This window comes from Cupriavidus sp. BIC8F (assembly GCF_032465815.1).
Taxonomy (GTDB): Bacteria; Pseudomonadota; Gammaproteobacteria; order Burkholderiales; family Burkholderiaceae; genus Cupriavidus; species Cupriavidus necator.
The window spans coordinates 2555198-2568522 of sequence record NZ_CP136094.1 but is presented as its reverse complement, the minus strand read 5'-3'; the positions used below and the strand labels follow the sequence as shown (position 1 = coordinate 2568522).

Below are 13325 nucleotides of genomic sequence, written 5' to 3'. Positions count from 1 at the left end.
GGCTGCCGGCGGCCCATCTCAGGCAGCCAGCAGCGGCACGAGGAAGTCCCGGCTGATGCCATTGCCGAGATCGCCGATGCGCTCCAGGAAGCTGGTCAGGTACGCATGCAGGCCGACAGCGAAAATGTCGTCGATGCGCGCGTACTTCAGGTCGGCGTGGAGTTTACCAGCCTGGCGCTCGGTTTCCGCCGATTGCTGGTTGCGCACCGTATGCAGGATGGCCACCACCTCGTCCATGCTCGACACCAGCGAGCGCGGCATGTCGGGCCGCAGAATCAGCAGCTCGGCCACGCGCTGCGGCGTAATGACCGCGCGATAGACCTTGCGGTAGACCTCGAAGCCCGATACCGAGCGCAGCACCGCGGCCCAGTGATAGAAATCATTCTGGTCGCGGTTGGCATCGCTCTCGTCGCTGCCCGATGCCTGGAACTTGACGTCGAGGATCCGCGCGGTGTTGTCGGCGCGCTCGAGGAACGTGCCCAGCCGCATGAAGTGGAAGGCATCGTCCTTGAGCATGGTGCCGAACTGGACCCCGCGCGCCAGGTGCGAGCGGAACTTGACCCACTCGAAGAAGCGCGACGGGTCTTCCTTCAGCACGCCGTCGGCGATCAGGCGCTGCACCTCGAGCCAGGTAGTGTTGACGGTTTCCCAGACCTCGGTGGTCAGCGAGCCGCGCACCGCGCGCGCGTTCTCGCGCGCCGCTCGCAGGCAGCTCATGATGGACGAGGCGTTGGTCATGTCGCGCACCATGAAGTCGATCACATCGTCGCGCGACAGCAGCCCGTACTTGTGGTCGAAGACGTCGGTCAGCTCGGAGATATCGAGCATGGCCCACCAGCCCTGCTCGGCCACCTCGGCCGATTGCGGCAGGAGCGAGGTCTGGTAGTTGACGTCGAGCATGCGCGCGGTGTTCTCCGCGCGCTCGGTGTAGCGGGCCATCCAGAACAGGTGGTCGGCGGTGCGGCTCAGCATGTGGGCTCTCCTGGCGTGGCGGCGGTCGCCATGGCGGTCATTGAGGCGGTCATCACGTGGTTCGCGTTCATCGTTCCAGCACCCAGGTGTCCTTGGTGCCGCCCCCTTGCGAGGAATTCACCACCAGCGAGCCTTCGCGCAGCGCCACGCGGGTCAGCCCGCCTGGCACCATGCGCACCTCCTTGCCCGACAGCACGAACGGGCGCAGGTCGATATGGCGCGGCGCGATGCCCGACTCCACATAGGTCGGGCAGGTCGACAGCGCCAGCGTCGGCTGCGCGATGTACTGCTCCGGGCGCGCCTTCACCACTTCACGGAAGGCATCGATCTCGGCCCGCGTGGCGGCCGGGCCGACCAGCATGCCGTAGCCGCCGGCGCCGTGGGTCTCCTTGACCACCAGTTCTTCCATATGGTCCAGCACGTACTGCAGGTCGTCCGGGCGCCGGCACATATAGGTCGGCACGTTGCTGAGGATCGCCTCTTCGCCCAGGTAGAAGCGGATCATGTCGGGCACGTACGGATAGATCGACTTGTCGTCGGCCACGCCCGTGCCAATGGCATTGCAGATGGTCACGTTGCCGGCGCGGTAGACCGACAGCAGGCCGGCCGCGCCCAGCGAGGAATCGTGGCGGAACACCAGCGGGTCGAGGAAGTCGTCGTCGACGCGGCGGTAGATCACGTCGATGCGCTGCGGGCCCTGCGTGGTGCGCATGAACAGGTGGTCGTCCTCGACGAAGAGATCGCTGCCTTCGACCAGCTCCACGCCCATCTGCTGCGCCAGGAAGGCATGCTCGAAGTACGCCGAGTTGTACATGCCCGGCGTCAGCACCACCACGGTGGGATCGGCAATGGCCTGCGGCGACACCCCGCGCAGCATGTCAAGCAACAGGTCAGGATAGTGGGCCACCGGCGCCACGCGGTTGCGCGCGAACAGGTCCGGGAACAACCGCATCATCATCTTGCGGTTTTCCAGCATGTACGACACGCCCGAGGGCACGCGCAGGTTGTCTTCCAGCACGTAGAACTCGCCCTCGCCGGCGCGCACCACGTCGATGCCGGCCACGTGCGCATAGATGTCGTGCGGCACGTTGACGCCTAGCATCTCGGGCCGGTACTGGGCGTTGTTGTAGATCTGGTCGGGCGGGATCACGCCGGCGCGGATGATGTCCTGGCCGTGGTAGATATCGTGAACAAAGCGGTTGAGCGCGGCCACGCGCTGGCGCAGACCCTTTTCCAGCAGCGCCCATTCGCTGGCCGGGAAGATGCGCGGGATCACGTCGAACGGAATGGTGCGTTCGGTGCCGCTGTTGGCTTCATCCTTGTCGCCGTAGACGGCAAAGGTAATGCCCACGCGCCGGAAGATCAGGTCGGCCTCGGCGCGCTTGTTGCCCATCGTGCTTTCAGACTGCCGCGCCAGCCAGTCAGCGAAATGCCGGTAATGGGGGCGTACCGCGCCTTCAGGCATTGCCTGCCCCGCCTGGATGACTAATTGCGCCCCGTCCGTGCGCCAGTCCAGCATCTCGTCGAAATACCGCCCCGCCATGATGGCCGTTCCTCCATGTCGCGGGCTTCCGGTGCTACCGCTTCACTGCGACTTCGTGGTCGCTACCGGCTGCCCTGGTTTTGCCCTGGCTTTCTGTCCCCAGCCCGCCGCGCCTGCCCGTTCGGGGCGCTCACGGCGATACTGTCGAGTCACTGGCCCTTTCAGCATACCCGTACCGGCGAAACCCGCAAGCTGGCGGGTGCCGGCCGGCACGGAAAGTGAACTAGCAAGATATCTGCCAGCGCACGCAAAAAACGGCCGCCAGCCAGGCTGGCGGCCGCTTGCGGGCTGCGCGGGAACGGGCCGGCCGGAACGGCCGGCGCGGTCAGCAGGTCAGCGCGCCGCGCCGGCGCCCTGCGGCACCGTGGCCTGCAGGATGGTGGCGACCAGCGCCTCAGGCGACTGGCGGATGTCAAGCACCAGCGCGTCGCTGGGCTCTTCCAGCGTATCGAACTGGCTTTGCAGCAGGTCGGGGTTGAAGAAGTGTTCCGTGCGCACGGACAGGCGCGCGCCGATCAGTGATGCATCGCCTTTCATGAAGACGAAGGTCACGCCGCCGTCGGGCGGGGTCAGCCGGTCGCGGTAGGCCTGGCGCAGTGCCGAGCAGGTAAACACATGGGTGCGGCCTTCGGCCCGGGCCGCGTCGATGGCGGCGCGCATGGCCGCCAGCCACGGCCAGCGGTCTTCGTCGGTCAGCGGGATGCCCGCATGCATCTTGGCCTTGTTGGCGTCGCTGTGGAATGCATCGGCGTCATGGAAGCCGCAGCCCAGGCGCTGCGCCAGCAACTGGCCGACCGTGGTCTTGCCGCTGCCGGAAACGCCCATCAGGATATAGATCATGTCTGCTCCGTCGGTCTTGGTATCGGATGGTGTCGCCATCCTTGTCTGTCCTTGTCGGTCCAGCTGGACGTCCTTGCGGCGGCGCAAAGACGCCCGGGGGCGCTGCCGCCCCGCAGGAGACTTCAGGGGAAAATCGGCCTCAGGCCTGGCTATTGTGCGACGGATTGCGCCGCTGCGGTACGTTGGCGCCCGCCTGCGCCAGCCTTGGCATCCGCCTCGGACAGGTCAAGTGCGCTGCCGCCCTCTTCCGCGATGCGCGCGTGGCGCCGGAACAGGCCGAACAGGCCGCGCCCCAGGCTGAATTGCGCGAAATCGTCGTCCGGCGCCGCGGCCAGCTCGCGCGCCGCGAATTCGCCTTCGTCGCCCAGCCACTGCAGCGTGCCGGCAACGGCATCGACACGGATGCGGTCGCCATCGCGCACGCGCGCCAGCGCGCCGCCGGCCAGCGCCTCGGGGCCGACGTGGATCACCGCCGGCACCTTGCCCGACGCGCCGGACATGCGGCCGTCGGTCACCAGCGCCACCTTGTGGCCGGCGTCCTGCAGCGCGCCCAGCACCGGGGTCAGGCGGTGCAGCTCGGGCATGCCGTTGGCGTTCGGCCCCTGGAAACGCACCACCGCGACCAGGTCGCCGGTCAGCTCGCCCGCATCGAAGGCCGCCTGCAGCGCCTCCTGCGCATCGAACACCCGCACCGGGGCTTCGACCACGCGGTGCTCCGGCGCCACCGCCGAGACCTTGATCACGCCGCGGCCCAGGTTGCCCTGCATCAGCCGCAACCCGCCCTCGGCCGAGAAAGGCTCCGCGGCCGTCGCCAGCACCTGCGCGTCGCCGCTGTGCGCCGCGCCGTCGCGCCAGCGCAGCACGCCGTCGGTCATCACCGGCTCCTGCGCATAGCGGGCCAGCCCGGGGCCGGCCACGGTCTGCACGTCCTCGTGCAGCAGACCGGCCTGCAGCAGTTCGCGGATGACGAAGCCAGCGCCGCCCGCGGCATGGAAGTGGTTCACATCGGCCGAGCCATTCGGGTAGACGCGCGCCAGCAGCGGCGTGATGCGCGACAGCAGGTCGAAATCATTCCAGTCGATGACGATGCCCGCGGCACGCGCCATCGCCACCAGGTGGATGGTGTGGTTGGTGGAGCCGCCGGTCGCCAGCAGGCCGACCATGGCGTTAGCGATAGCGCGCTCGTCAACGATGCGCGCCAGCGGCAGGTATTCGTCGCCGCGCGCGCGCAGGGCGATCGCGCGTTGCGCGGCCGCCGCGGTCAGCGCATCGCGCAGGCCGCTGTCCGGGTGCACGAAGGCCGCGCCCGGCAGGTGCAGGCCCATGATTTCCATCAGGAACTGGTTGCTGTTGGCGGTGCCGTAGAAGGTGCAGGTGCCGGCGCCGTGGTAGGCCTGGCATTCGGCTTCGAGCAGCGCATCGCGCCCGACCTGGCCGGTGGCGTAGAGCTGGCGCACGCGCGCCTTCTCCTTGTTGGGCAGCCCGCTGGCCATCGGCCCCGCCGGCACGAACACCATCGGCAGGTGGCCGAACTGCAGCGCGCCCATCAGCAGGCCCGGCACGATCTTGTCGCACACGCCCAGCATCAGCGCCGCATCAAAGGTGTTGTGCGACAGCGCCACCGCGGTGCCCATGGCAATCGCATCGCGCGAGAACAGCGACAGCTCCATGCCCGGGTTGCCCTGCGTGATGCCGTCGCACATCGCCGGCACGCCGCCCGCCACCTGCGCCACCGCGCCCACCGCGCGCGCGGCCTCGCGGATCACGGCGGGGTAGCGCTCGTACGGCTGGTGCGCCGACAGCATGTCGTTGTACGCGGTGACGATGCCCAGGTTGGGGGCATGGTCGACGCGCAGCTTCAGCTTGTCGTTGGCCGGCAGTGCGGCAAAGCCGTGCGCCAGGTTGGCGCAGGACATGCCGCGCAGCGGCCCCAGTTCAGCCTGCGCGCGCTCGCAGCGGGCAAGGTAGGCGGCGCGGCTGGCGCGGCTGCGCGCAACGATGCGCTCGGTGACGGCAAGAAGCTCGGCATGGACGGCAGAAGGCATGGCGGAGACGTTCCTTGTGGGCTGGGTGGCAGCGCGGCAACGCCGCGCCATCGCATGTAGATTTTCTACAGATCGCTGCCATTATACCGAGCGCAAGCGCGCCGTCGACCCGCCCATGCATCACAATCGCGCAGAAATTCCCGGAATCAGGGCAAACCCCGAGGGCGCTCGACGCACCATTTCGGGCAAGATGCGGCGCCATCCGATGTAGAATCTCTACATACCCGCAACCCCCGACACTGCCGCCCCGCCGCCATGCGCGACCGAATCCTAGCCGTCTACGACACGCTCCGCCCTTCTGAACGCCGCCTGGCCGACTATGTCGCCCGGCATGGCGCCGCCGTGATCCGGCTGTCGATGCCCGAGCTGGCCGAGCGCGCCGGCGTGTCGCAGCCCACCATCGCGCGCTTCTGCGCGGCGCTGGGCTACGACGGCTTCCGCGAATTCAAGCTGCAGTTCGCGCAGAACGTGGGCGGCGGCACGCCCTTCGTGCACCAGGACGTTGCGGCCGACGACCGCCCCGCGGACATCGCCGGCAAGGTCTTCGACCGCACCATTGCCACGCTGATGAGCGTGCGCAATGCGCTCTCCGCCGACCAGATCGAGCATGGCATCCAGCTGCTCGCCGGCGCGCGGCGCATCGAGTTCTACGGCTGCGGCAACTCCGGCATCGTCGCGCTGGACATCCAGCACAAGTTCTTCCGCCTGGGCATGCCGACGGTTGCGTATTCCGACCCCCATGTGTTCAGCATGTCGGCCGCGCTGCTCGCCCGTGGCGACGTGGCCGTGCTGGTCTCCAACAGCGGCCGCACCTGGGACATGCTGACCGCCGCCACGCTGGCGCGCAGCAGCGGCGCCAGCGTGCTGGCGATCACGCACAGCGGCTCGCCGCTGGCGCGGCTGGCCGACGTCTGCGTGTTCTCCGACGTCGAGGAAGACAGCGAGGTCTACACGCCGATGACCTCGCGCATCAGCCACCTGGTGCTGGGCGACGTCCTGGCCGCCGGCGTGGCGCTGGCGCGCGCCGACACCGTCGCCCCCGCCTGCAGCGCGCCAAGGCGCATCTGCGAGAACGGCGCATCGCCGGTGCGGAGCCGGCCCGGCCAGTACCGCCGGCACGAAGCCGCGCCAGGCCCGCTGCGGCCGAGCCAGCCACGCCCGCGCCGCCCGCCACCCGCACGCGCCGCCGCAAGGCCAGCTGACTCGATAGTGTCCTGTTCCGCAAATACCTTGCCATGAAATCGCCCAGTTGGCCGCCATGCGTCGTTGCTCGTCGTTGCCATAGCTACGGCTATGGCGCCTCCTCGCGCCTAGCCTGACGACCAACTGGGCGATTTCATTCTGGCAAGTTATCTACGGAACAGGACACTAACGCGGCGCCGGCGGTCGCGCCCGCCAGTAGCGCGGCTGCGCCTGCCGGAACATCGACAACGCAAAGCCCCCGGGCGCGGTGTCCATGGTCACCGCGCCGGTTTCATCGGTCCGGTAGCGCAGGACGCCCGCGCGGCCGTAGCGCTCCCACACCTCGCCGCTCGGGTGGCGATAGCGGTTGGCATAACCCAGCTGGAACACCGCCGCCGACGGGCGCACCGCCTCCAGCCAGGCTGCGCCGGACGAGGTGCCGCTGCCATGGTGGGCCACCACCAGCACGTCGGCACGCAGCGCCTCGGCCGGCAACCTGTCGATCAATGCACGCTCCTGCGCCACGCCGATATCCCCGGTCAGCAGCAGGCTGTGCGCCGCCGCATCCACGCGCAGCACGCAGCTGCGCGCATTGCTGGCAATGGCGGCCTGCTGCGCCTGCTCCGCGAGCGGATGCAGCACGGTAAAGCGCACGCCGTCCCACTCCCATTGCTGACCCGCCGCGCATGGCGACCAGTCATTGGCCGCCGACCCAAGCAGAACGTGACCGGCAGGCGCGCCGGTGCTGCGCGCGGCCACGGCCACCGCCGCCTCGACGTCCGCCACGCCGCCGGCATGGTCGGTGTCTTCATGGCTCACCATCAGGTGGTCGAGCCGGCCGATCCCCTCGCCCCGCAGCAACGGCACCACCGCCTGCGCACCGGCGCTGGATCCCGACCCATACGCCGGCCCGGCGTCATACAGCAGCGCATGCGCGCGCGTCTGCACCAGCACCGCCGTGCCCTGCCCCACGTCCAGCATCACGGCGCGGAACTCGCCATGCGCAACCGGCGGGCCGCGCGCCAGCACCAGCGCCAACGGCCCCACGCTGGCCGCTTCCCACATCGCCCATGGCAGCGCGGAAAGCCAGCCCAGCACCGCGGCCAGCGCCACCATGGCCAGGTGGGCCACCGCCAGCACCGGCCTGGCCAGCGCCATCGGCAAGGCCGCGCCGAGCAATGCCAGCGGCGTCACCAGCAGGCTGACGAGCGGGATCGCCACCGCATTGGCCAACGGCGACACCACCGATACCTGGCCGAACAGCAGCAACGTCAGCGGCACCAGCCCGATGGTCACGGCCCACTGCGTGCGCGCCCCGGCGGCGAGCGCGGACCGCAGGCGTTGCCAACGCCCTTGCGTCGAAGCATCCCGGCCGGGCCGGGCCGCAAAGAAGATCACCGCCACCGCGCCGAAGGACAGCCAGAAGCCGGGCAACATCACCGCCCACGGATCCAGCAGCAATGCCACCAGCGCCGCCCAGGCCAGCACCACCGAGGCGGGCGGCGCACGCGCACCCCATACCGCAATGGCCGCCACGCAGAGCATGGCCACGGTGCGCAGCGCCGGGATCTGCATGCCGGCCAGCAGGCCGTAAGCCAGCGCACTGGCCACGGCCGCCACCAGCGCGGCCTGCCGGGCCGGCAGCCACAGCGGCAACGGCCGGCGCAGCCAGCGGCCGAGTCCGAACGAATGCCGCCACAGCAGCCCGGCAAGCGACGCCGCCATGCCGGCGATCATGGTGATATGCAGCCCGGAGATCGCAACCAGGTGGCTGACGCCGGTGCGCCGGAACAGTTGCCAGTCGTCCGCGTCGATGCCACGCTGGTCGCCAATGACCAGCGCGATCAGCACCGGACCGAAGCGCGCATCGGCCGGCAGCGCCACGCGCAGGTGATCGCGCACGGCGGCGCGCCAGGCTTCTATTTGCCACGCCAGCCGCTCTCCTGACGCATCCCGGAGCGGGCCTTGTGCACTGCGCACATAGCCGGTGGCGCCGTAGCCTTGCGCCAGCAGCCAGTAGGCATAGTCGAAGCCGAAAGGATTGGCCAGCCCGCGCGGACGCCGCAGGCGTAGGGTCAGCGTGAGGCGCTGCCCGGGGCGCAGGTCGGGCGGCGCATCACGCCAGTTGAGGATCACGCGGCGCGGCAGAGGCTGGCCCGCTTCACCCTGCTCAACAGTGAAAGCAAAACGCGTCCCGGTGGCGGCATCCGCCGGCAGCCCCGACACCACGCCGCGCACGTCGAGGTCGCGCGCCTCCAGCGTGGCCGGCAGCCAGTCGCGCATGCGCAGTTCGGCCCGCCAGGCCGCCCAGCAGAAGGCGGCGCCGAACGCCAGCCCGGCAAGCGCCAGGCCCTGCGCCGCCACATGCAGCCGCCTGCCCCACACGACCATGCCGAGCGCGGCCAAGACCAGCACCACGGCGCCCAGGCGCAAGCCATCCTGCTGCGGCAGCGTTGACTGCTGCTGCAGCATCCAGCATCCCGCGACGAATGCCACCACGAACCGACGCACGGCACCTCCCCCGGCTGAGCTTGCATAGCCGGAGTTGTACCCGCGCCGGGGCGCGCCGAGCTTGTCAGCCCGTCAAGAAGATTTGGAAGTTGTGTGTCCGGCGGAAACCGGGGGCGCCATGGTGTCCGCAAACGCTGCCAGCCGCGGCATCGCATCCACGGCATTGCGCCATGTCGCCTGCGCCAGCGTCATCGCATCGATGCCGCGCAATTCAGCCATCACACGCGCCACGCCCGCCACCTCCGCGGGCATGTTGCGCGCCTTGTGCTGTTCGCCGAACTGATCGTCCGACAGCCACGCCGGCGCCATGTCGGGTGCGTCGGTTTCCAGCACCAGCGCCTCCAGCGGCAGCTCCGTCGCCAGCCGGCGGATCTGCCGCGCACGGCTGAAGGTGACGTTGCCGCCGAAGCCGAGCTTCAGGCCCTGCTCGACAAAGCGCCGCGCCTGTTCATTGCTGCCGTTGAAGGCGTGGGCAATGCCGCGCTTCACGCCCAGCTTGCGCAGCTGCGCGCCAACCTGGTCCTGCGACTTGCGCACATGCAGCAGCACCGGCAGGTCAAATTCGCGCGCGATCTTCAGCTGCTCCGCATAGAGCCAGGTCTGGTGCTCCGCATCCAGCCCCGCGACGAAGAAGTCGAGCCCGATCTCGCCGATGCCGACAAAGCGCGGGTCGCCCATGCTGGCCGCCACCTCGCGCCGCAGCGTGTCCAGGTCGGCCTGGCCGGCGCCGGGCGAGCACAGCGGATGGATGCCGAGCGCGTAGACGCAGCGCGCATCGTGGCGCGCCAGCGCGCGCACGGCATCGAAGTTCCACACTGCCACCGCGGGTACCACGATGCCGCGCACGCCGGCGGCCTCGGCCGCGTCGGCCACCTGCTGGCGGTCAGCGTCGAACTCGCTGGCGTCGAGGTGGCAGTGGGTGTCGATCCACATGGGCCGGCCCGGCTCAGCGTTCCTGGTGCAGGTGCCCGTCGCGCAGCCGCAGCACGCGGTCGCAGCGTCCGGCCAGGTCCAGGTCGTGGGTGACGATGATGAAGCTGGTGCCGAGCGTGCGCGACAGTTCCAGCATCAGGTCATAGACGCCGCCGGCGGTGTGGTCGTCGAGATTGCCGGTGGGTTCGTCGGCCAGCACGCAGGCCGGCTGCCCCACCAGCGCGCGCGCGATGGCCACGCGCTGGCGCTCGCCGCCGGACAGCTCGCCCGGGCGGTGCTTCGCGCGCCCGCCCAGGCCCACGCGCTCCAGCATGGCCTGCGCCACGCCGCGCGCGTCATGCTGGGTCAGGCCGCGGATGCGCATCGGCATCGCCACGTTGTCCAGCGCGGTGAATTCCGGCAGCAGGTGGTGGAACTGGTAGACGAAGCCCAACTGGCGGTTGCGCACCACGTTGCGCTCGCGCTCACGCAGCGCCGTGAAGGGCTTGCCGAGCAGCGCGACGCGGCCGGAGTCGGGCTCGTCCAGCCCGCCCAGCACATGCAGCAGCGTGCTCTTGCCCGAGCCCGAGGCGCCGACGATGGCAACTTTCTCGCCTGCATCAACGCGCACATCGACGCCGCGCAGCACGTCCACGTCGAGTTCGCCCTGGCGGAAACGCTTGGTCAGGCCCTCGGCCACCAGCACCGGCGAGCCGGTGCGCGGCTGGTCCGCGGCGGACGTGGGCGTATCGGCATGCAACACGGCTTCACTCATAGCGCAGCGCCTCCGCCGGGTTGACGCGGGCGGCACGCCAGCTGGGATAGAGCGTGGCCAGCGTGGCCAGCACAAAGGAAATGATGCCGATGGTGGCGATATCGTTCACGCGGGGATCCGAAGGCAGTTCGCTGATGAAATAGATGTCGCGCGGCAGGAACTGCACGTGCAGCAGCCGCTCGATGAAAGGCACGATCACGTCGATATTGGTGGCGATCAGCGTGCCGCCGGCCACGCCCAGGATGGTGCCGATAAAGCCGATGGCCACGCCCTGCACGATAAAGATCTTCATGATCGAGCCCGGCTGCGCGCCCATGGTGCGCAGGATGGCGATATCGGCCTGCTTGTCGGTGACGGTCATCACCAGCGTGGACACCAGGTTGAATGCCGCCACCGCGATGATCAGCGTCAGGATGATGAACATCATGCGCTTCTCGGTCTGCACCGCGGCAAACCAGTTGCGGTTCTGCTTGGACCAGTCGCGCAGGTAGAGCTCGCCCGACATGGTGCCGGCCAGCTCGTTGGCCACCTGCGGCGCGCGCTGCATGTCCTGCAGCTTCAGGCGCACGCCGGTGGGGCCGCTCAGGCGGAACAGGGTCTCGGCGTCGTGCATATTGACCAGCGCCAGCGCGCTGTCGAACTCGAAATGCCCGGACGAGAACACGCCCACCACGGTGAACTGCTTGAGCCGCGGCAGCACGCCCGCCGGCGTGATGGTGCCCTGCGGCGCCACCAGCGTGACCTTGTCGCCGACCTGCACGCCCATGGCGTTGGCCAGTTCGTTGCCCAGCGCAATGCCGAAGCCGCCCGGCGCCAGCGCCGTCATGCTGCCGGCCCGGAACTGGCTGCCGATGTCCGACACCTTGGGCTCCTGCGACGGCTCCACGCCGCGCAGCAGCACGCCGCGCACGGCGTCGTCGCGGGTCAGCATGGCCTGGGCCGCGACGTAGGGCGCGGCGCCGACCACTTCCTTGTTCTGCAAGGCCTCGGCCGCGGTCTTCTGCCAGTCCGGCAGCGCCGACGGGCCGATCACTTCGATATGCGCCAGCACCGACAGCATGCGGTCGCGCACTTCCTTCTGGAACCCGTTCATCACCGACAGCACCACGATCAGCGCGGCCACGCCAAGGGCGATCCCGAACATCGAGATCATCGAGATGAACGAAATGAAGGTGTTGCGGCTGGCGCGCTTGCTTGCGCGGGTATATCGCCAGCCGATCTGCCACTCGTAGGGAAAGTTCAAGAGGATTCCTGTTGTTTCGGGAAAGCGCCGGTACCCCGCCGGGGGCGCTGGCGGCACTCATGCAGCCTTGGCGGGCGCCGTCCCGGTCACGCCACGGCGTCACCCGGGACTGGCGCCGGCCAGCCGGGAGTTTACAATCTCGCCACCATGATGACGCACCTGACCCTGATTGTGCCCTTTTCCGTCCCGCCGGGCGCCGGCGACGACGGCCGGGACGATGTCGTTCCCGGCGCGCTGCTGCGGCAATTGGAGCTGCCGGCGCTCGGAAAGTTGCTGACCCGGGCCGAGCCCGGTCCGCGCGAGCGGCATGAAGACCCCTTCCTGCGCAGCCTGCCGCAGGAGCGCTGGCTGGCCGGCAAGGCGGGGCTGGACCCGGTCCGGGTGCCGCTGGCGCCCTATATGCGGCTGGCCGACAGCGGCGGCGCCGTCCCCGCCACCGCCGATGGCCAGTCCTGGACCTGCCTGCAGCCGGTGCACATCCATGCCGCGCGCGATCACCTGGTGCTGATGCCGCCCGCCCAGCTGCGCATCCGGCCGCAGGAAGCCACGGCCCTGCGCGCCGCCATCGACGCACTGCTGCTGGAATCGGGCATCGCGCTGGAATCGCCCTGCGCGCAGCGCTGGTACCTGCCCGAGGCCGCATTCGGCCCGCTGGAGGCGACCACGCCACTGCGCGCGGCGGGCCGCAATATCGATATCTGGATGCAGGCCGGCGAGCGCGCCCGCGACTGGCGCCGCCTGCAGAACGAGATCCAGATGACCTGGCATGACCACCGCGTCAACCAGGCCCGCGAGGCCGCCGGCGAGGCGCCGGTCAATTCGGTCTGGCTGTACGGCGGCGGCGCGCTGCAGCCGGTGCCGCGGCTGGCCGATACGGTGCTGAGCAACGATCCCTTCCTGAGCGGGCTGGCGCTGGCCGCCGGCAGCCGCGTGCTGCCGGTGCCGGCCGGCCTGGCCGGCACCGCCGGGACGGAGGGCACAGTGCTCGCCATGCTCGACAGCGCCACCGAAGCGCATATCGCCGAAGACTGGGGCCTGTGGCTGGACCGCATGCATGCGCTGGATGCCGACTGGTTCGCGCCGGCGCTGGAAGCGCTGGTGGCCGGCCAGGTCGGCGCCATCACGCTGGTGCTGGGCGGCGAGAACCACTTTGCCGAGTTCACCGTGCGCCGTGCCGACCTGCGCAAGTTCTGGCGCGGCATGGGCCAGCGCGGCGACTGGCGCGCGCTGCTGTCCGACCTAGCCTATGCCGCATAAAGCTGCCTGAAGCCGCCTGACAAGCGCCGCCCCTACCGAAACATC

General features: G+C 69.6%; 9 protein-coding genes and 1 pseudogene. 2 read left to right on the top strand and 8 right to left on the bottom strand.

Features of this window, described 5'->3' with window-relative positions:
- Positions 1-18 precede the first annotated feature (18 nt).
- From RS901_RS12040 to edd, 4 genes are all read right to left on the bottom strand, one after another.
- Complete coding sequence (locus RS901_RS12040) at positions 19-972, bottom strand: alpha-E domain-containing protein (protein ID WP_013956138.1); 954 nt, start codon at positions 970-972, stop codon at positions 19-21.
- A gap of 67 nt (positions 973-1039) precedes the next feature.
- The gene (locus RS901_RS12035) at positions 1040-2515 is read right to left on the bottom strand and encodes a circularly permuted type 2 ATP-grasp protein (RefSeq protein WP_114134598.1); all 1476 of its coding nucleotides are present in this window, start codon (positions 2513-2515) and stop codon (positions 1040-1042) included.
- A gap of 333 nt (positions 2516-2848) precedes the next feature.
- Positions 2849-3355: a gluconokinase gene (locus tag RS901_RS12030; protein WP_316153482.1), complete on the bottom strand. Its 507-nt coding sequence runs from the start codon at positions 3353-3355 to the stop codon at positions 2849-2851.
- Between the two features lie 149 nt (positions 3356-3504).
- Complete coding sequence (gene edd, locus RS901_RS12025; RefSeq protein WP_316148988.1) at positions 3505-5400, bottom strand: phosphogluconate dehydratase; 1896 nt, start codon at positions 5398-5400, stop codon at positions 3505-3507.
- A 255-nt stretch (positions 5401-5655) separates the two neighbouring features.
- Here edd and RS901_RS12020 point away from each other — a divergent pair.
- Positions 5656-6602, top strand: a pseudogene (locus RS901_RS12020) (MurR/RpiR family transcriptional regulator).
- 166 nt (positions 6603-6768) lie between these two features.
- Here RS901_RS12020 and RS901_RS12015 read toward each other — a convergent pair.
- From RS901_RS12015 to RS901_RS12000, 4 genes are all read right to left on the bottom strand, one after another.
- Positions 6769-9093 carry a ComEC/Rec2 family competence protein gene (locus RS901_RS12015; protein ID WP_316148987.1) on the bottom strand — a complete coding sequence of 775 codons (2325 nt, stop codon included), beginning with the start codon at positions 9091-9093 and terminating at the stop codon, positions 6769-6771.
- 72 nt (positions 9094-9165) lie between these two features.
- Positions 9166-10026, bottom strand: coding sequence for a TatD family hydrolase (locus tag RS901_RS12010; protein ID WP_316148986.1), 861 nt, complete (start codon positions 10024-10026; stop codon positions 9166-9168).
- Between the two features lie 13 nt (positions 10027-10039).
- On the bottom strand, positions 10040-10780 hold the full coding sequence (gene lolD / locus RS901_RS12005; RefSeq protein WP_316148985.1) for a lipoprotein-releasing ABC transporter ATP-binding protein LolD: 741 nt from the start codon (positions 10778-10780) through the stop codon (positions 10040-10042).
- Positions 10773-12023 carry a lipoprotein-releasing ABC transporter permease subunit gene (locus tag RS901_RS12000; RefSeq protein ID WP_316148984.1) on the bottom strand — a complete coding sequence of 417 codons (1251 nt, stop codon included), beginning with the start codon at positions 12021-12023 and terminating at the stop codon, positions 10773-10775. Before RS901_RS12000 ends, lolD begins: the two co-directional genes overlap by 8 nt.
- A gap of 147 nt (positions 12024-12170) precedes the next feature.
- Between RS901_RS12000 and RS901_RS11995 the strand changes: the two genes are divergently transcribed.
- The gene (locus tag RS901_RS11995) at positions 12171-13280 is read left to right on the top strand and encodes a hypothetical protein (protein WP_316148983.1); all 1110 of its coding nucleotides are present in this window, start codon (positions 12171-12173) and stop codon (positions 13278-13280) included.
- Positions 13281-13325 lie beyond the last annotated feature (45 nt).

Coding starts and splice junctions, on each gene's coding strand:
- RS901_RS12040 (WP_013956138.1), bottom strand. CDS start 972: ATGCTGAGCCGCACCGCCGACCACCTGTTCTGGATGGCCCGCTACACC.
- RS901_RS12035 (WP_114134598.1), bottom strand. CDS start 2,515: ATGGCGGGGCGGTATTTCGACGAGATGCTGGACTGGCGCACGGACGGG.
- RS901_RS12030 (WP_316153482.1), bottom strand. CDS start 3,355: ATGATCTATATCCTGATGGGCGTTTCCGGCAGCGGCAAGACCACGGTC.
- edd (WP_316148988.1), bottom strand. CDS start 5,400: ATGCCTTCTGCCGTCCATGCCGAGCTTCTTGCCGTCACCGAGCGCATC.
- RS901_RS12010 (WP_316148986.1), bottom strand. CDS start 10,026: ATGTGGATCGACACCCACTGCCACCTCGACGCCAGCGAGTTCGACGCT.
- lolD (WP_316148985.1), bottom strand. CDS start 10,780: ATGAGTGAAGCCGTGTTGCATGCCGATACGCCCACGTCCGCCGCGGAC.
- RS901_RS11995 (WP_316148983.1), top strand. CDS start 12,171: ATGATGACGCACCTGACCCTGATTGTGCCCTTTTCCGTCCCGCCGGGC.